19 protein-coding genes and 1 tRNA gene are annotated in these 16,861 nt (G+C 52.4%); 3 read left to right on the top strand and 17 right to left on the bottom strand.

Annotated elements, in window-relative coordinates:
- Window positions 1-167 precede the first annotated feature (167 nt).
- The 6 genes from H6507_02265 to H6507_02240 all read right to left on the bottom strand — a co-directional run bounded on the left by H6507_02265 (window position 168) and on the right by H6507_02240 (window position 4,320).
- Window positions 168-1,010, bottom strand: coding sequence for a hypothetical protein (locus tag H6507_02265; protein MCB9367927.1), 843 nt, complete (start codon window positions 1,008-1,010; stop codon window positions 168-170).
- A 10-nt stretch (window positions 1,011-1,020) separates the two neighbouring features.
- Window positions 1,021-1,536: a hypothetical protein gene (locus H6507_02260; protein MCB9367926.1), complete on the bottom strand. Its 516-nt coding sequence runs from the start codon at window positions 1,534-1,536 to the stop codon at window positions 1,021-1,023.
- A 49-nt stretch (window positions 1,537-1,585) separates the two neighbouring features.
- On the bottom strand, window positions 1,586-2,641 hold the full coding sequence (locus tag H6507_02255) for a type IV pilus twitching motility protein PilT (GenBank protein ID MCB9367925.1): 1,056 nt from the start codon (window positions 2,639-2,641) through the stop codon (window positions 1,586-1,588).
- A gap of 133 nt (window positions 2,642-2,774) precedes the next feature.
- Window positions 2,775-3,191: a prepilin-type N-terminal cleavage/methylation domain-containing protein gene (locus H6507_02250; GenBank protein ID MCB9367924.1), complete on the bottom strand. Its 417-nt coding sequence runs from the start codon at window positions 3,189-3,191 to the stop codon at window positions 2,775-2,777.
- A 497-nt stretch (window positions 3,192-3,688) separates the two neighbouring features.
- Window positions 3,689-3,765 (bottom strand) — tRNA-Pro (locus H6507_02245).
- Window positions 3,766-3,873: 108 nt separating this feature from the next.
- Window positions 3,874-4,320 carry an IS1 family transposase gene (locus H6507_02240; protein MCB9367923.1) on the bottom strand — a complete coding sequence of 149 codons (447 nt, stop codon included), beginning with the start codon at window positions 4,318-4,320 and terminating at the stop codon, window positions 3,874-3,876.
- 252 nt (window positions 4,321-4,572) lie between these two features.
- Here H6507_02240 and H6507_02235 point away from each other — a divergent pair, with 252 nt between their 5' ends.
- From H6507_02235 to kbl, 3 genes are all read left to right on the top strand, one after another.
- Entirely contained in the window at window positions 4,573-5,649 is a 1,077-nt protein-coding gene (locus tag H6507_02235) for an alcohol dehydrogenase catalytic domain-containing protein (GenBank protein ID MCB9367922.1), read from the top strand.
- A 129-nt stretch (window positions 5,650-5,778) separates the two neighbouring features.
- Window positions 5,779-7,671 carry an APC family permease gene (locus tag H6507_02230; GenBank protein MCB9367921.1) on the top strand — a complete coding sequence of 631 codons (1,893 nt, stop codon included), beginning with the start codon at window positions 5,779-5,781 and terminating at the stop codon, window positions 7,669-7,671.
- A gap of 13 nt (window positions 7,672-7,684) precedes the next feature.
- Complete coding sequence (gene kbl / locus H6507_02225; protein ID MCB9367920.1) at window positions 7,685-8,872, top strand: glycine C-acetyltransferase; 1,188 nt, start codon at window positions 7,685-7,687, stop codon at window positions 8,870-8,872.
- 62 nt (window positions 8,873-8,934) lie between these two features.
- On the opposite strand, the gene H6507_02220 is transcribed toward kbl, so the two are convergent.
- From H6507_02220 to H6507_02170, 11 genes are all read right to left on the bottom strand, one after another.
- On the bottom strand, window positions 8,935-9,759 hold the full coding sequence (locus H6507_02220) for a site-specific DNA-methyltransferase (protein ID MCB9367919.1): 825 nt from the start codon (window positions 9,757-9,759) through the stop codon (window positions 8,935-8,937).
- Between the two features lie 82 nt (window positions 9,760-9,841).
- A complete protein-coding gene (locus H6507_02215; GenBank protein ID MCB9367918.1) occupies window positions 9,842-10,741 on the bottom strand; it encodes a proline dehydrogenase family protein in 900 nt (299 codons plus the stop codon).
- Between the two features lie 11 nt (window positions 10,742-10,752).
- The gene (locus H6507_02210) at window positions 10,753-11,286 is read right to left on the bottom strand and encodes a hypothetical protein (protein MCB9367917.1); all 534 of its coding nucleotides are present in this window, start codon (window positions 11,284-11,286) and stop codon (window positions 10,753-10,755) included.
- The gene (locus H6507_02205) at window positions 11,256-11,648 is read right to left on the bottom strand and encodes a RidA family protein (protein MCB9367916.1); all 393 of its coding nucleotides are present in this window, start codon (window positions 11,646-11,648) and stop codon (window positions 11,256-11,258) included. The genes H6507_02210 and H6507_02205 overlap by 31 nt, the downstream gene beginning before the upstream one ends.
- Before the next feature lie 2 nt (window positions 11,649-11,650).
- Window positions 11,651-11,824, bottom strand: coding sequence for a hypothetical protein (locus H6507_02200; GenBank protein ID MCB9367915.1), 174 nt, complete (start codon window positions 11,822-11,824; stop codon window positions 11,651-11,653).
- A gap of 1 nt (window position 11,825) precedes the next feature.
- Complete coding sequence (locus H6507_02195; protein ID MCB9367914.1) at window positions 11,826-12,467, bottom strand: deoxynucleoside kinase; 642 nt, start codon at window positions 12,465-12,467, stop codon at window positions 11,826-11,828.
- A 5-nt stretch (window positions 12,468-12,472) separates the two neighbouring features.
- A complete protein-coding gene (gene folK, locus H6507_02190) occupies window positions 12,473-12,961 on the bottom strand; it encodes a 2-amino-4-hydroxy-6-hydroxymethyldihydropteridine diphosphokinase (GenBank protein ID MCB9367913.1) in 489 nt (162 codons plus the stop codon).
- Entirely contained in the window at window positions 12,954-13,334 is a 381-nt protein-coding gene (gene folB / locus H6507_02185; protein MCB9367912.1) for a dihydroneopterin aldolase, read from the bottom strand. The genes folK and folB overlap by 8 nt, the downstream gene beginning before the upstream one ends.
- Window positions 13,331-14,155, bottom strand: coding sequence for a 3-deoxy-8-phosphooctulonate synthase (gene kdsA, locus H6507_02180; GenBank protein ID MCB9367911.1), 825 nt, complete (start codon window positions 14,153-14,155; stop codon window positions 13,331-13,333). The genes folB and kdsA overlap by 4 nt, the downstream gene beginning before the upstream one ends.
- Window positions 14,139-15,158 (bottom strand): isocitrate/isopropylmalate dehydrogenase family protein, encoded by a 1,020-nt coding sequence (locus H6507_02175; GenBank protein MCB9367910.1) that lies wholly within the window; start codon window positions 15,156-15,158, stop codon window positions 14,139-14,141. The genes kdsA and H6507_02175 overlap by 17 nt, the downstream gene beginning before the upstream one ends.
- Window positions 15,159-15,160: 2 nt before the next feature.
- Window positions 15,161-16,852 carry a CTP synthase gene (locus H6507_02170; protein ID MCB9367909.1) on the bottom strand — a complete coding sequence of 564 codons (1,692 nt, stop codon included), beginning with the start codon at window positions 16,850-16,852 and terminating at the stop codon, window positions 15,161-15,163.
- Window positions 16,853-16,861 lie beyond the last annotated feature (9 nt).

Below are 16,861 nucleotides of genomic sequence, written 5' to 3'. Positions count from 1 at the left end.
TTCCCAGGAAGCCAGAATGCAGAAACTCAAGTCGAACGTCTGGGGCCGGAACTGTTTGTCTTCACACCTCAACAGTAATTCGGGAAGGGTACCGTGCCGCGACCGGCGCGGCACGGCCCTTCTCGAGAATCCTCATTTCAAAAATGCAGGGTCAACCTGTCACTTGACTACAGGCCGATTTGTCCGCTTTGAACAAACTGCTTGTAGAACTGGTTGTCATGCGCCGCAAATCCGTGATTGGTAGGACTTACGGTCGTTTCATAGATCCGCTCGCGAACGTAGTCATCCCCGAACAATCCGATAAAATCATTGGCCGTGTATCGGTACTGCATCACGATCTTAATCTTGATACACGAGCTCTTGAATTGCTGAGGATCGGAAACGAAATTCGCCAAGGGGTCCAGCAGCATCGGATAGTCAATCGAAAACTCCGTCATCCTCATACGGTCGCGTTGGTCATACGCCATCAAGGCGTCGCGTCCGTGAGTATTTCGTCCGCGCCAAACGTACTGCGCGAATCGGGTGCCGGCCCAATCGGGAACGACATTGTTAATCATTATGCCACGGTCGGCATTGTGACTTAAGGTGATAAATCCACCATAAGTCTGATGCTTGAATACGAACTGGTTGGCCGTGAAGAAGTTGTCGGTGGCGTATGGAAAATGGCCACCGGACCTCTGCGTGCTGTTCAGTCCGTTGTTCTCGCCGATGTTTTCGCCGATTGCAATTCGCCAACTGGGATTTCGTCCGCCGTTAACAGGATAGGCTCCCAGAGACCATTGCAGAATGTTGACCATCTCGACCATTGCCGTTTGCGCGTATTGGTCCATTTGCCTCTCGGCATTGGCCACGCGAAACTGCATTTGAAAATCCCGAAATGCCGCCCAGCCGCCCAACAAGGCACTGGCACCGACAAACACGGAAACCAATTGCGAAACGAGCGTGAATCCGGCCGCACGTCTCAGACTTCTTAGCCCTGCCAAATGGAGGACATTAGAGAGCTTGCTCATACTTGCCTCCTTAATTTGGAATAATACAGTCTGAAATCATCTTGATCCGTTTTCCCGGCCCCTTTCGCTCGCGATCGTTGTCCGCAGCCATGTTGTCACCGGGAACGATTTCTTCCGTCCAATCCGCATACGCGGTAATTCGATAGAAGTCAGGGTATTGCCTTGTCAAAGGATCGTCAACTTGCTGAACAGGTTCGCGCCACAGCGTTGCAAGCGTTTGCACCATATGACCGTCACGGTCGTTTGGCGTATCCAGAGCCACAAACCGCTGCAGTTCGGGCTGTGTCATCCACTCCGGATCTTCGCGATACGACGAACCGAAGCGCACACGCGCCATTTGCTCTTCCATAAAGCCGCGCAGCTTATAGAGAGCCGTTTTGTAGTGTTCCTGATGGATTAGGGCTTGCCGCCCGTACAGGAGGGAATAGGAAGTCCCAATCGCAGCGATGGCAACGATAGTCATACCGACGGCAATCGTCACCAGATCGGCGGCACCGCGCTCAAGCCTTCGAATGCGTCTGCTCATGTTCGGCCTCATTGTTTGATTCCAGTGGTCCAAGGCCCACCCCCCGGAATTACTCCGAGAGATTAACCTCGAACAACTTGGAATTCTCGGCCACGTGAGCCGCCGTTTCGCGGCTGATCAGACCCTTGTGCATGAGGCGCATCAAGTCCTGATCGAGGCTTTGCATACCCGATTTTCCGCCCGACTGGATTACAGAGGGGATTTGGTAAATCTTGTCTTCTCTGATCAAATTTCGGACCGCAGTCGTCGCCACCATGATTTCGGCTGCCACGACACGACCCGTACCATCTTTCTTGGGAAGCAGTTTTTGTGCCACAACGGCCTCAAGCGATTCCGCAAGCATCGAACGAACCTGCGTCTTCTGGGCCGCCGGGAAAATATCAATAATACGGTCAATCGTCTTGGCTGCGCTGGACGTGTGCAAAGTCGCAAAAACCAAGTGACCCGTTTCCGCTGCCGTCAAAGCCAGCGAAATCGTTTCCAAGTCGCGCATTTCGCCGACCAGAATCACGTCCGGGTCTTCACGAAGTGCGGCGCGCAAGGCGTTCGCGAAGCTGTGCGTGTTCGCGCCCAGCTCGCGCTGGTTCATCATGCAGTTCTTCGAATCGTGGAAGAACTCGACCGGGTCTTCGATCGTGATGATATGAAGTTCTTTATACTCGTTGATCCAGTCAACCATCGTCGCGAGCGTAGTGGTCTTACCGGAACCCGTGGGACCGGTCAAGAGCACCAAACCGCGATCCCGGTCGGCAAGATCGCGCATCACTTCCGGCAATCCTAACTCTTCAAACGTTCGGATTTCCGACGGAATGGTACGGAACACCGCGCCATATCCGTTAATCTGCTGAAAAACGTTGACACGAAAACGTGCGATATCCTCGAGCTTCGCAGAAAAGTCGATTTCCTTCATTTCAAGGAATCGCTCCAACTGCTCGCGCGTCAATACCTGCTGCACGATATTTTCAAGAGTCGCATGAGCCATCTTCGGCAAGTTCAACTTGCGCATACGCCCGTGCACTCTGATCATCGGAATGGACTCGCTGGAAAGGTGCAAGTCCGATGCACCCTGATCCACGGCAAACCGAAGCAGTTCAAAGATGTTGATGTGTGTTGCCGTCGCTACCGACACGTCTTTCCTCGCTTCCTAATCCCTTTAACCCAATTCTACCCCTTAAGAGAGCGACCAACAAACGAACTGGTGCGGAACAGCATTCACTGCTCCGCACCATTCGCATATCTTAGTTACCTTCGTCAGGTTCCGGGAGACCGTAGCCGAGCCACTTGCCTTCCTTGACGACGTACTTGACTTCTTTGCCCGCGCCTCCGCGCATCTGGTCTGTCGACGTCGCCACAATTTCATCGGGCGGGTTACCCGTGAACGAGAAATTCCATTGAAGCAGAGTCGATTCCGACAGCTTCACATAACGATTGTCCTGCAGATCTTCCACGGTACCGGGGTATTCGCCACGATCCTGATAGTAAATCTGGGCAGCTTGCCAAATCGAGCTGATCGCAGTCTTGGCGTCGCTCGCACGGGCACTTTCCACATACTCAAGGTAAATAGGCACCGAAATCGCCGCGAGAATGGCCACGATGACCACCACGATCAAAATTTCGATAAGGGTAAAACCCTTTTGGTTTTTCCGACGGCGCATCAGTCGGCTTAGCATGGTTTGTCCTCCATTATGGATTGCCGTTGCAGATTGCCCGTGCTCGTGTCGCATGCCTTGCACGGTCCTCCATGAACTTAGTAACCCTCAACTTACGATGTGACTCGCAATTTATCAAGTCCTCAGAGGAACGTAAAGAAACTCAGGTTCCTTGCAACTCAACAACTTACGGCAATATTCAAGCCTTACTTGAGGTGGTCTATTATCTTCCTAACCTTAGTATAATCAACCCCCCAACAACATTACCCGAGTGCAATTCGTGCAATTCGTGCATATATTGCACTTAGAGGCATGATTAGAAAATCGAGACTATTTTCCGGCGCCGTAATCCGAGAGGCGAAGTCGTTTCATCCTATCCAAATTTTGGAGCTCGCGAGAGTGATTTGCAAGCCAGTCTACATTCTGCTTCAATTCACCCCAAAATAACGAAGCAGGTACCGCAAGGCACCCGCTTCAATTATTCGGCCACACTACCCAAATGTTGGTCGGGGCGACTGGATTCGAACCAGCGACCCTCTGCTCCCAAAGCAGATGCGCTACCGGACTGCGCCACGCCCCGAATTATTGCGAAGCCGCAATGTAGCGGAGTTTGGGGTTAGATGCAACAACAAAAAGAGCGGCCTGCCGTCGGCAGGCCGCTGTGCCCTCAAATTTGCCCAGCCTTGTTTCAGTTGGTCGTAGCGATGCGTGGAGACGCAGTGACGGTTGATCGTCGGCGGCTGCTGAATTGACTCAACAACTCACGCAACTGAGAATCTCCATTCGAGATCACTCCTCGATCCTGAAGAAAATTCAGCACCGTCGAGTAGTCCTTGTTCGCAAGACGAAGGTAGCGCTTGACCGTGTTCTTGGAAAGATTGAAATCACGCGCGGTGGCGCGGATCCCTTGTCCAGCCAGCAGACTCCGATAGATCTTCTCTATCGTGTCCCAATCGAGACGGGAATCCCAGAACGGAGTTCCCTTCAGCTCGCTGAATGTTTTTCCACAAGTCTTACAGATCAGCAGGCGCACCTGCTTACGTCCATACCTTGTATAGAGATTGATGTTGCCTGCGCCGGTTTTGCCGAAGTCAGGACAGCTTGTGTTTTGACAGGAGAATTGGTCCAGGTTCATTATAGACTCACCCGGTTCGTGAACAGCTTATTACCGTTTGGGTTATCGGCCGCTCATGTCCAACCCTTTAATTAACCTGCCCGAAACGCCTCAACGTGACAAGAGATACTTTTTCGCTAAATCAATTGAAATCATGTTTTTCCAAGAATTCGTGAATATATTAGTCATTGATTTATTCCGAGCGTTTCGGTATTTTCAGAACTTAATCGACTTGCCCTCCTTGACTGTTCACACTAAGCCCCTATTAGAAACATGCAGGCCATACAAAAAAGCAATACAGACCCCGGTCTTACTTATCTTAGTAATGCTCCCGTACCTCAGATAACAACACCGCACGACGTCATAGTTAAAGTTAAAGCCGCCGGAATTTGCGGCACTGATGTTCATATCTATTCGGCAAAGCCCTCCCTAATGAGTCGAATGGGACCGGTTCTACCCTTGACTATCGGCCACGAATTTTGTGGTGAAATCGCTGAACTAAGCCACGGTGTCGAAGGACTGGAAGTCGGACAGTACGTCTCAGCGGAAATGCACTGGACCTGCGGACAGTGCTACAATTGTAGAACGGGAAACGGTAACTGGTGCAACTCGCATACGGTTGGAGGAATTGACCAGCCCGGTGCGTTCGCGGACTATGTAAAGCTGCCCGCCAGTGCCGTGGTTCCCCTCCCGCCTGACCTTCCGCTTGAAGTTGCAGCCTATTTGGACGCGATCGGCAACTCCGTCTACACGGTGCGCAGTGCTGACGTAGTCGGCAAAGACGTCGCCGTTCTGGGTGCCGGTCCACTGGGAATTCTCGCCGTAGCATTGTGTCGTTTGATGGGGGCCAAAAAGATCTATGTCACGGACGTGTCGGATTATGTCTTGCGCGTTGCCAAAGACGAGGGCGCCGATGAGATCTTTAATGTAAGCGATCCGAAGCAGCAAGCGGAATTTATCAAGATTGCGACTTCTGATCCCATGAAAAGCGGATTGGACGTCATATTTGAAATGTCCGGATCTCCGTATGCCTACGCTGACGCATTCAAGACTCTGCGGATGGGCGGTGAATTCGTCTTGCTCGGCCTTCCTTCGGGCGAACTGTCCGTGAATTTCTCTTCCGACGTCGTTCTCAAGGGTATCACCATTCGCAGCATCTTCGGCCGCAGAATATTCAACACTTGGATGGACATGTTGGCTTTGCTGCAAGGCGAGTTCTTGAATGCCGCAAAACGTACCGTCACCCACCACTTCGCGCTTGCTGATTTTGAGCGCGGCTTCCAAACCAAACTCGCCGGAGAAGGACTGAAAGTAGTTCTTTACCCCGGTGGACTTCCAAAGGCATCGTAATTGGTTAGACCCTCAGTTCCTCCTCCCCCACCCCAACAAGAGTCCGGAAAACAATCTTTCGGAAAGCGCGCCCGCAGGTTTCTCCTTGGCGGGCGGCGTAATCCGTTTGATCCAGCAGTATTCCACAGTTTGTCGCTCGTGGCGTTCTTCGCTTGGGTCGGGCTTGGAGCCGACGGTATTTCGTCCGCTAACTACGGTCCGGAAGAGGCCTTCCTTGCCCTGCATGGAGTAGATTTTCTTGCTCCGATCCTCGCCGTGATGATCGCGGCGACGGTGTGGATCATCTCCGCTGCGTATATGCAAGTGATCGAGTTTTTTCCCACTGGCGGCGGCGGTTACTTGGTTGCTTCCAAGCTGCTTCATCCGAAGGCCGGAGCGCTGGCGGGATCGGGGCTGACAATTGACTATGTTTTGACCATCGCCGTGTCCGTTGTGGCTGGCGTGGATGCCGTGTTCTCAACCTTGCCGCCGACTTGGGGTGATTTCAGAATTCATGCTTCGATTGCCGTAGTGGTTCTGCTGGTGATCATGAACCTTAGGGGGTTGAAGGAATCTATTATGATCCTCCTTCCGATCTTCTTGGTCTTTGTGGTTACTCACGTCGGGTTAGTTAGCTTTGGTTTTGTATTCCACTTATCTGACTTGCCAAATCGTGCAGCCGAGAGTCTGTCTCATGGACAGGATGTACTCGCCAACGAGGGTTGGGGATATATTATTGCTGCATTGATAACGGCCTTCTCGATGGGTGCGGGTACGCTTACGGGAATCGAGGCTATTGCCAATGGCATGTTGACGCTCAAAGAGCCGCGCGTACAGACCGGAAAACGCACGATGGTTTACATGGCGGCGTCGCTTTCGTTCTTGGCAACGATGCTGCTTCTAAACTACTTTCTCTGGAAGACTCCTGACGTCGAAGACCGGACTTTGAATGCCGTTCTCTTTGAGCAGATTACTGAGAACTGGTATGTTGCCGGTATGAACCTCGGTGACATTCTGGTCACTGTGATGCTTTTGTCCGCTGCTCTTTTGTTGTTCGTGGCTGCGCAGACCGGATTTATCGGCGGACCTCGCGTTCTCGCAAACATGGCGGAAGACTCGTGGCTTCCCCACCGCTTCGGCCACCTATCAGAGAGATTAGTAACTCAAAACGGCATTCTATTGATGGGCGGCGCCGCAATAGGATTCATCCTCTATGCGCGCGGTAGCATCACGACGCTCGTCTCGCTCTACGCGATCAACGTGTTCATGGACTTTACGCTTGCACAGGCCGGTATGTCCCGGATGTGGTGGAGCAAGCGAAAGGAAGATCAAAAGTGGTTCAGCCATTTTGCTGTGTGTTTTGTCGGCATGTTGGTCAGTTTGCTTTTGCTGATCATGATGATCGGCATCAAGTTCATGAAGGGCGGCTGGCTCGTTATTTTGATAACGATTCTCTTGTTACTCCTGTGCTTCAAGATTCGTAACCACTACAAACAAGTCGAAGACAAGGTCCGCGAGCTGGATGATATTCTCGGTACACTTTCGCTGGGTGAATCGACTGTCAAGGCCGAACAACTGAAGCCCGGCGAGCCAACGGCGGTCGTTTTGGTGCAGCGATTCAGCGGTCAAGGGATTCACCTTTTGCTTTCGACTCAGAGGCTCTTCGGCGGAAGGTTTAAGCAGTTCATTTTTGTTTCCGTCGGCGCGATTGACACGGGACGGTTCAAGGGTGTGGAAGAACTTCAGGCTTTGCGCGACGAAGTTCAGAAAGAAACTGAGAAGTACGTCACTTTGGCCCGCTCGTATGGACTGAAGGCAGAAGCGCGCACGAGCTGTGAGCTTGACTACATGGCCGAAATCGAAAGGTTGTGCCTCGAAGTTCACGAAGAATATCCAAACAGCGTTTTCTTTGCGGCGCGGCTGTTGTTCTGGAAAGACACATTCTGGACGCGCTTCCTTCATAATGAAACTCCGATGACTCTGCAGCGGCGCTTAATGTTCCACGGACTGCAGTTCGTCGTCCTCCCCGTCAGACTTCAATAGAAGAGTTTATCTAATGCATAACGGTTTCAAGGAATTTCTCACCTCCGAACTCGAAGGAATTCGAGAATCGGGATTATTCAAGAACGAAAGAATCATCGACTCGCCGCAGGGCGCGGAGATCAAAGTCCGCAACCGCGATGTGCTCAACTTTTGCGCGAACAACTATCTTGGTCTGGGTGATCATCCTGCGTTGATAGAAGCGGCGAAATCGGCCCTCGACGACCGGGGATACGGTCTTTCCAGCGTGCGCTTCATCTGCGGCACGCAGGACATTCATAAGAAGCTCGAAAACCGCTTGGCCAAATTCGTCGGCATGGACGATGCGATCCTCTATTCATCCTGCTTTGACGCCAACGGCGGCCTGTTTGAGACGTTGATGAAAGAAGACGACGTAATCATCACCGACGCGCTAAATCACGCGTCGATCATCGACGGAATGAGACTGTCCAAAGCCAAAAGACTTATCTACAAGAACTGCGACATGCAGGAACTTGAGGAGCGGCTGAAAGAAGCTGAAGGTGCGCGTTTCAAACTAATTGGCACCGACGGCGTATTCTCAATGGATGGCTCGATTGCTCCACTGCCGCAGATTTGTGGCTTAGCAGAGAAGTACAACGCGCTGGTGATGGTGGACGATTCGCATTCCACGGGATTCATGGGCAAGCATGGCCGAGGGACACATGAATATCACAACGTCATGAATCGCGTGGATATCGTGACGTCAACTCTCGGCAAGGCGTTGGGCGGCGCGTCGGGAGGTTTCACTGCCGCGCGTCAGGAAATCGTCGACATATTGCGTCAGCGCTCACGTCCCTATCTGTTCAGCAACACTGTGCCGCCGCCGATTATCTCCGGCGCAATGAAGGCCATTGACATGTTGACCGAAACCACGGCGCTGCGGGACAAACTGCATTCGAACACTCAGTATTTCCGCAAAGCTATGACGGATGCCGGATTCGACATTAAACCCGGCGACCATCCGATCGTTCCAATCATGCTCTACGATGCCCACAAGGCACAAGAGATGGCTGCCGCGATGCTTGACGAAGGCATCTACGTAATCGGCTTCTTCTTCCCGGTCGTCCCGAAAGGTCAAGCGCGAATTCGCGTGCAAATTTCCGCCGCACATGACGGCGATCATTTGGATACTGCGATTGAAGCGTTCAAGAAAGTCGGCAAGTCACTTGGTGTGATCAAGTAGGCCAACTGCATAGAAAACTAAAAAGCCCGTCAGATGACGGGCTTTTCTTTTTCTCACTTAGCTCAGTCCAACGCAAGCCAGAGTGTCTGGTCTTTACGCGCAATATATCTGCGCGGCCTTGCCGTCGTGCGCAATTTGGGCGCAAGAAGTTTCTTCTTGTCTCGTTTTACTTCCAAGAGTTCCTCTTGTCTTCCCAAGCCGCCCGCACGCGCCTTCCTGACAAAATCGGGATTCAGCTCAAAGAGTAAGTAGTTTCGTTCATGTCCGTCACCGTCTTGATGACTGGCCGCCTTGCAAGCAAGTCCCGTGCTGCCCGTACCCGCAAACGGGTCAAGTACAACCGAACCGGGATCGCTGCTTTTTTCAATCAGTACGCGCAATAGTTCCACCGGTTTTTGCGTCGCGTGAAACCGCTGAGCGCTCGGCACATTGTCACATTCCATGACGTCGGCGTCCCGTTTCCCGTTAAGATGCCGTTTCCCTTTGTGCGCAAAAATAATCATCTCATACTGCGGCGCATAGGAACCGTTCAGATCGCCGCTGCCATGGTTGTTTTTGACCCAGATTATACAATTCTTGACGGAAAAACGCCGTGCGATTTCCGCGTAGAAAACCGGATAAGTGTCGAACCGAGTGAAACAGTAGAAGTGCGTATCGTTCTTCAATACGCGAAACATCTCATCAACCCAATCGCCGACCCATTCAAGCGAAACGTCGTTGGCAAACTTCGGCAGCTTTTGTCTCGCCGTGCGACGGTTTGACTGGTAGTCAATCCCGTACGGCGGATCTGTGACAACCAGATCAACCGATTCATCCGGCAATTGCTGAATCATTTCAAAGCAATCGCCGCAAGTAATCGTGTTCAACCACTCTTCCCGGATAGTCATAGCTTCTCAGAGAGAGGGTCACCATACGATTCTTCGCGGTGACCCGACTTCTGCCTCGTTTATTTCGAAGCGGATTTCGTTATTAGCCAGCCTTGAACAGGCTCTTGAAAACATAGCCCGCCAACGCGGGATTTTCCTTCAGGCGGCGCGTGGAGTATCCGTACCAAGCGTCGCCAAACGGTACGTATACGCGCATCCTGTGACCGCGCTTGACAATCTCATCGCGCAATTCCGGCAAAACTCCCAACAGCATTTGGTACTCATACTGTGCAGAATTCATGCCGCGTGCTTTGAGCATCAACTCAGACTGTTCAACCAGGTAGCGGTCATGTGTCGCGATGCCGACCAAGGCACCGCCATCAAACATCAACTCGAGCAATTTCAGGAAATTGTCCTGAATCGCCTTGCGGTCTTTGAATGCGACGGCTTCAGGCTCGACGTATATTCCTTTGCACAACCGAATGTTTGTCGGCCCGCCGTCCATCAGCCTCTTTACGTCGTCGGCAGTTCTTTTCAGGTAGGCCTGCACAACAATACCAATCCGGGCTTCCTTTCGGAATTCTTCGTAAATCGCCAGAGTTTCCGTCGTATAAGGAGAATCCTCCATGTCGATGCGCACGAAGATATCGTGCTTCGCGGCGGCGTCGATCATGCGCTTCACATTGTCCCGCGCGATTTTCGGGCTAATCGAAAGTCCGACTGCGGTTAGTTTGACCGACACCCCGGATTTCAGTTTCCGATCGGCAATCGCGTCAATCAATTTCAAGTACGATTCCACGTCCCGCGACGCGAGCTGCGGATCACTTACGAATTCACCCAGCACGTCTACGGTCGCGTGCATCCCGCGCGCATTCAAGTCCTGTACGACGTTCATCGCGTCGTCGAGGGATTCGCCTGCGATATATTTCGAAGCCACTTTTCGCACCATAATTTTCGGCACGTAGGGCATCGCGGCAACGACAAAGCGGTCAAGCAAAGCCATTTTTGTAATTACTAAAATCTAATTGTGGCGCCTAACAAAAAGCCGTCGTCGTCAAGCAACGAAAGGTCAGGCGAGATGTCAATTTTATAAAGCTGTGCGTCCACGTAGGCATCTCCCATGGAAAGGAGCTTCATGCCAACCAGCCACCAAACCAATTTGTTGCGGCTGCTACGAAAGAAATGTTCTTCCCGAAAAGTGTCGCGCACAAAAACGGGAACATAAGTATCTATTCTCTCCGGTACACCAAGTCCGCGATGCTCCGGATCGTAACGGAACGGCACGGTCGCATCGGCGCGCTTCGCCGCCATCATTGAACTATTGTTCTTAAGAATGCCGTAAATAAAAAGAGACTCGAAGGCGAAAAAAGTCACCGACTTGATGCGCGACTCATTGTACCATTGACCCCATCCCGGAACTGCAAGCGAACGAAAGACCGCGCCCGTCGTGCTCTTCATAGGTTTGGCGCGGTCGATTGTCTGCGCACTCGCCGCGGCCGAACATATCAGAAGACAGACTACCAGCCCGAAGGCAGAAGCGCGACGCATTCGATTTCTACCAATACATCCTTCGGCAATCCCGCAACCGCTACCGTGCTGCGAGCGGGAGGTGCGCTCGGGAAATACTTCGCGTAAACTTCGTTAACCGACGCGAAATCGCCCATTGACTTAAGAAAGATCGTCGTCTTCACGACTCGCTCGAAAGTTGTTCCAGCGGCTTCAAGTACCGCGGCAAGGTTCTTCATTACCTGTGCGCATTGTTCCGCGGCCGTTGCACCGACGACTTCCATTGTTTTGGGGTCCAGCGGAATTTGACCGGCTGTGAAAAGCAGGGAGCCGCCGGCCTTCACGGCCTGACTGTATGGCCCGATCGCCGCAGGCGCATCGGATGTGCTAACAATATCTCGCATGACTATTTAATCTCTTTGAAATCGGCGTCTTCGATGTCTTCCAAACGGCGGTCCGTTACGGACGATTTCGTCGGTCTGCCTTTTACGGTTGGCTCCTGCTTTTTGGGCCGAAGCATGTTCAGCAGTACCTTCACTGCTAACACAGCCGCGATTACCGTCAAGAGCATTCTAAGCATTCTAAATATCCACCGGGTTGAAGTAGCGTGTGCCGAGCTGCTCACGTTCAATCTCCGCCGTTATCGCCGCAAGATGGTCGGCATTGTTCACAAAATCAAGCTGCGTCGTATTTACGATTAGCAGTGGAGTTTCTTCGTAATTGAAGAAGTAGTGGTTGTATCCTTCGTTCAACGTGCGAATGTACTCCTCGGACATTTCGCGCTCGTACGGGCGGCTGCGCGTACGTATGTTGCGCATCAACCGCTCGGTTGAACTTTGGAGATATACAACGATGTCAGGCTTGCGGACCCGCATTTCCATCAGCGCCATGACCTTCTCGTACAAATTCAACTCGTTTTCGCTGAGATTGATGTACGCGAAAATGCGGTCCTTCGGGAAAATATAGTCGGATATCAACGTCGAATGAAAGAAATCCGGTTCCGGTAATTCTTGCTGCTGACGAAACCGCGACAACAAGAAAAACATCTGAGTCTGAAAGGCGAAGTGACGCGGATCCTTGTAAAACTGAGCTAAAAAAGGATTCTCGTCGTGGTTTTCGAGGATTAACCTCCCGTTGAGCTTCTCGGAGAGTATCCGAGCCAGCGACGTCTTGCCGACCCCGATTACACCTTCGATCGCTATGTAACGATGTGAAGTTTTCAACTCGCTTACCGCTCCACCACTCTTAGTACGAACTCGGTTTTGCACTCCGCAAGCAATTCCGAGAATCGTTTCATCGTTCCGGGCATAATCTCATCTGGGATCAAATCGCACAACGGGCGGAGAACAAAATCCCGTTGGGCTATACGAGGATGAGGAATCGTCAGGTCTATAGAGTCACTCGTCAAGTTACCCCACAATAAGAGATCAAGATCACAAGTCCTGCTCGCCCCGTTTTTCTTGTTGAGGCTCCCTAATGACAATTCGATTCTTTGAAGTACTTCGAAAAACGTCTCTATCGACGCGGACTTCCCGCATTCCAAAACCGTATTCAAGAAAATCTCGCCTGCTACGCTTTCCGCCGGTTTTGATGCATAGAGCTTGGCCATTCTCCGCAGGTGTATCCCGCGCTGGCCAAACTCCTTCATCACTTCCGCGAGATTCTTGATTCGGTCACCTTCGTTGGAACCGAATGCCACGTAGGCGTAGTTAATCATGGATTCGTTTTCTTGCGATCTCTACTTCTACGCCTCCTATTACTCCCCCCATTGGGACGTGTGGTTTCCTGACACGAATAACCACTTCGTCGACACTGCTAAATTTCGCCAAGACGGCCATCGCCAATTCGGCACCGCACGTTTCAAGCAATTGATAGGACTTTGCCAAAAACACGCTACTTACTTCTTGATATAAAAGCGTGTAGTCAACAGTCCAATGCAAATCGTCGCCACTGCCGCCGCGACCAAAATCTCCCGTCACTTCACAGTCGAGTTCAAACAGTTGGCCTAACCGTCGTTCTTCTTCTAGAGCGCCGTGGTAAGCATAAATCTGAATGTCCTTCAAGCGAATCTTGTCACGTCCGGTGCTCATTTAGGATTCTCTTTCAATGATTCAACGACTCTCACCAGACTACTGACCAACGTTTCAAGTTCCGGCAACGGCAGCATATTCGCCCCGTCGGAAAGAGCATGCGACGGATTCGGATGTGTTTCAACGAAAACACCGGACACTGCACCGGTGGCGACGGCCGCTCGAGAGAGCGGGCCGATATACTTCGGAGATCCTCCGGACACGCCTCCGCCTTGTCCGCCCATTTTCTGTACGCTGTGCGTCGCGTCGAAAATCACGGGGAATCCAATCTCGGACATGATTACCAACGAACGCATGTCCACGACAAGATCGCGATATCCGAAATTTGCGCCGCGTTCGGTAAACAAAATCTTGCCGTTGCCCGTCGATGCTATCTTGTCAGCCGCGTATTTCATGTCTTCCGGAGCGACAAACTGGCCCTTCTTGACATTTACGGCCTTCCCTGTCTTACCAGCGGCGACAAGCATATCCGTTTGGCGGCACAAAAAGGCCGGGATTTGCAGAATGTCCACGACTTCGCTTGCAGGCGCCGCTTGCTCCGGCAAATGTATGTCTGTCGTAACAGGCAATCCGCTCGTACTGCGCACCTTCTCTAATATCCTTAGACCTTCTTCCAATCCCGGTCCTCGGAAACTCGTCACGGACGTGCGGTTCGCTTTGTCGAAACTCGCCTTAAATATCGGCAACACTCCCGTCCGCACAGCAATTCCCGCAAGCTCTTCCGCGACGTACAGACAGAGATCTTCCGATTCGATAACACACGGCCCTGCGATGATTGCGAGCGGATAAAACTCGCCGCCTATGTCAATCGAGCTTGTCAATGATGGCCTTCGTCAAATCTGCCGTGCCGTACTTCGATCCCTGTAATAGATCAGGCGTCAGGTACTTGCCTTCCTTGATCACGGCGCGGACAGCAGTGTTCACACTTTCGGACGCTTGATCTTCGCCGATGTGCTTCAGCATCATCGCTCCCGCCAGCACGAGCGAAATCGGATTGGCAATTCCCTTGCCTGCGATGTCTGGCGCGCTGCCGTGAATCGCTTCAAAAATCGCGACTTTGTCTCCGTAATTTGCGCCGGGCGCAACGCCCAATCCTCCAACCAATCCCGCCGTCAAGTCAGAAATAATATCGCCGAATAAGTTCGTCGTTACGACGACGTCGAAGATATGAGGCTTGCGAACCATTTCCATGCTTGCGGCGTCGATGATTTTTTCGTCCGCGGCAAGCTCGGGATAGCCCTTGGAAATTTCGCGAAAGCTCTCAAGAAATATTCCGGAGAAAACTTTTAGGATGTTCGCCTTGTGAATACACGTGACTTTCTTTCGTCCGTTGGCACGCGCCCACTCGAACGTGTATTTGCACACACGGTCCATCGACGAGCGCGTATTGCAGGCGACGACTATCGCCGCGCGCTTGTCCGGATCGACGTACATTTCTTGACCGGTATAAAGTCCTTCCGTATTCTCGCGGACGACGACTATGTCCGTGTTCGGAAAAGGCGTCACCAATCCTTCGAATGAACGGCAAGGCCGCAAATTCGCGTAGAGATCGTATTTCTGTCTCAACGAGACGTTGACGCTCTTGTAACCGCCACCCACCGGAGTGGTGATCGGTCCTTTGAGCACTACGCCCGTACGGTCAATCGAATCCGCGGTCTCCTTCGGCAACGGATCCTTGCCGTTGGCGATGGCAGCTAAGCCGGCATGACATACTTCCCACTGAATGACAACGCCCGTCGCCTCCATAATGGCCACTGCGGCCTCGGAGATCGACGGGCCGATACCGTCACCGGGAATGAGCGTCGCCTTGTGGGTGCGCTCCACTCCTACTCCTCTGTTACTGTTTCAAGTTTCTTCGCCGAAGCATGCTCTTTCGCTTTCGGCTCACCATATTCCAAGCACGCGCCCACAAAATCCCTGAACAGAGGATGTGGATGTGTCGGACGACTTTTCAATTCCGGGTGAAACTGCACCGCCAGAAACCACGGGTGTCCCGGCAATTCGATGATCTCGACCAGATCACCTCCCGGCCATACGCCTGAACATACCAGGCCGTTTTGCTCAAGCTGCTCGCGGTATCTGTTGTTCACTTCAAATCTGTGGCGATGCCGTTCGGTGATTGCGTCCGATCCAAAGGCCGCATGCGCCTTCGATCCGCGCAGCAAAAAGCACGGATAGCTGCCCAGCCGCATCGTCGCGCCCTTTTGCTTCAGTCCGCGTTGATCGGGAAGCAAATCAATCACCGGATGCTTGGTGGTCGGTGCAAACTCCGTTGAGTTCGCGCGCTTAAGTCCGCAAACGCTGCGGGCATACTCAATCACAGCCGCCTGCATTCCCAAGCATATTCCAAAAAACGGTATGTTCTTCATTCGAGCGTGCCCCACGGCGGCAATCTTCCCCTCGATGCCGCGTTCTCCGAAGCCGCCCGGGACCAAGAGTCCGCTGCAACCAGCCATCAGTTCACGCGCGTCGCCACTCTCGAATTCTTCGGCTTCGATCCATTTCAATTCGACGTTTGCGCCGTGATGTGCCCCCGCATGAATGAACGACTCGATGATCGACTTGTACGAATCACGAACCTCAACATACTTGCCGGCGATTGCGATCTTCACGTGCTTGGTCGGATGCTTGATCTTTCGAACAACGGATTGCCATTGCGAAAACTCGGGGTCTTTCGCCCTCAGACCGAGCAGCGTAAGTATGCGCTTGCCCATGCCTTCGCGTTCGAGCAAGAGCGGCAGCTCATAAACGGTGTCCACATCCGGCACGTCAAAAACGTCTTCGCGACTGACATTGCAGAACAGCGCAATTTTGTCCTTGACTTTTTTGTCAAGCGGACGGTCCGTCCGGCACAAGAGCAAGTCCGGCTGCACACCAATCTCGCGCAGTTCTTTGACAGAGTGCTGAGTCGGTTTGGTTTTCACTTCGCGTGCCGTTTGGATGAACGGGACCAAAGTCAGGTGAATGTAAACGCAATTCTTCGGTCCAAGCTCAAGTCCGAACTGGCGGATCGCTTCGAGGTACGGCAAACTTTCGATGTCGCCGACTGTGCCGCCAACCTCGACCAACACGACGTCGAAATGCTTTTGTCCGCGTGTAACCGCTTCCATCCGTTCAATGATTTCGCCCGTGATGTGCGGAATCACCTGAACCGTCGCGCCAAGATAGTCACCCTTACGCTCTTTCGATATTACCGTGTGATAAATCTGGCCAGTCGTCGCGTTGTTCGCCCGCGACATGTCTTCGTCGATGAAGCGCTCGTAGTGCCCTAAATCAAGATCCGTTTCAGCGCCGTCCTCGGTGACATACACCTCGCCGTGCTGAAACGGATTCATCGTTCCCGGATCCACGTTAATGTATGGATCGAGCTTCATCATCGACACTCGCATTCCGCGAGCTTTGAGCAACCTGCCGATCGACGCCGATGCGATACCCTTTCCCAGCGATGACACCACACCGCCGGTGATAAACACATATTTCGCGCGGATGCTCTTACGAGATTTTTTTTGCGGTGCCATAGTCTTAAG

This window comes from Calditrichota bacterium (genome assembly GCA_020637445.1).
Lineage (GTDB): Bacteria > Electryoneota > RPQS01 > RPQS01 > RPQS01 > JABWCQ01.
The sequence above is the reverse complement of the archived record's forward strand: the minus strand, read 5'-3'. Positions and strand labels throughout refer to the sequence as shown.

Bases quoted from the DNA above. Each gene is read 5' to 3' on its own strand.
- H6507_02200 (MCB9367915.1), bottom strand. From the start codon at position 11,824: ATGCTTAGAATGCTCTTGACGGTAATCGCGGCTGTGTTAGCAGTGAAG.
- folK (MCB9367913.1), bottom strand. From the start codon at position 12,961: ATGATTAACTACGCCTACGTGGCATTCGGTTCCAACGAAGGTGACCGA.
- H6507_02260 (MCB9367926.1), bottom strand. From the start codon at position 1,536: ATGAGCAGACGCATTCGAAGGCTTGAGCGCGGTGCCGCCGATCTGGTG.
- H6507_02250 (MCB9367924.1), bottom strand. From the start codon at position 3,191: ATGCGCCGTCGGAAAAACCAAAAGGGTTTTACCCTTATCGAAATTTTG.
- H6507_02220 (MCB9367919.1), bottom strand. From the start codon at position 9,759: ATGACTATCCGGGAAGAGTGGTTGAACACGATTACTTGCGGCGATTGC.
- H6507_02170 (MCB9367909.1), bottom strand. From the start codon at position 16,852: ATGGCACCGCAAAAAAAATCTCGTAAGAGCATCCGCGCGAAATATGTG.
- H6507_02210 (MCB9367917.1), bottom strand. From the start codon at position 11,286: ATGCGTCGCGCTTCTGCCTTCGGGCTGGTAGTCTGTCTTCTGATATGT.
- kbl (MCB9367920.1), top strand. From the start codon at position 7,685: ATGCATAACGGTTTCAAGGAATTTCTCACCTCCGAACTCGAAGGAATT.
- H6507_02205 (MCB9367916.1), bottom strand. From the start codon at position 11,648: ATGCGAGATATTGTTAGCACATCCGATGCGCCTGCGGCGATCGGGCCA.
- folB (MCB9367912.1), bottom strand. From the start codon at position 13,334: ATGAGCACCGGACGTGACAAGATTCGCTTGAAGGACATTCAGATTTAT.
- H6507_02265 (MCB9367927.1), bottom strand. From the start codon at position 1,010: ATGAGCAAGCTCTCTAATGTCCTCCATTTGGCAGGGCTAAGAAGTCTG.
- H6507_02235 (MCB9367922.1), top strand. From the start codon at position 4,573: ATGCAGGCCATACAAAAAAGCAATACAGACCCCGGTCTTACTTATCTT.
- H6507_02215 (MCB9367918.1), bottom strand. From the start codon at position 10,741: ATGGCTTTGCTTGACCGCTTTGTCGTTGCCGCGATGCCCTACGTGCCG.
- H6507_02240 (MCB9367923.1), bottom strand. From the start codon at position 4,320: ATGAACCTGGACCAATTCTCCTGTCAAAACACAAGCTGTCCTGACTTC.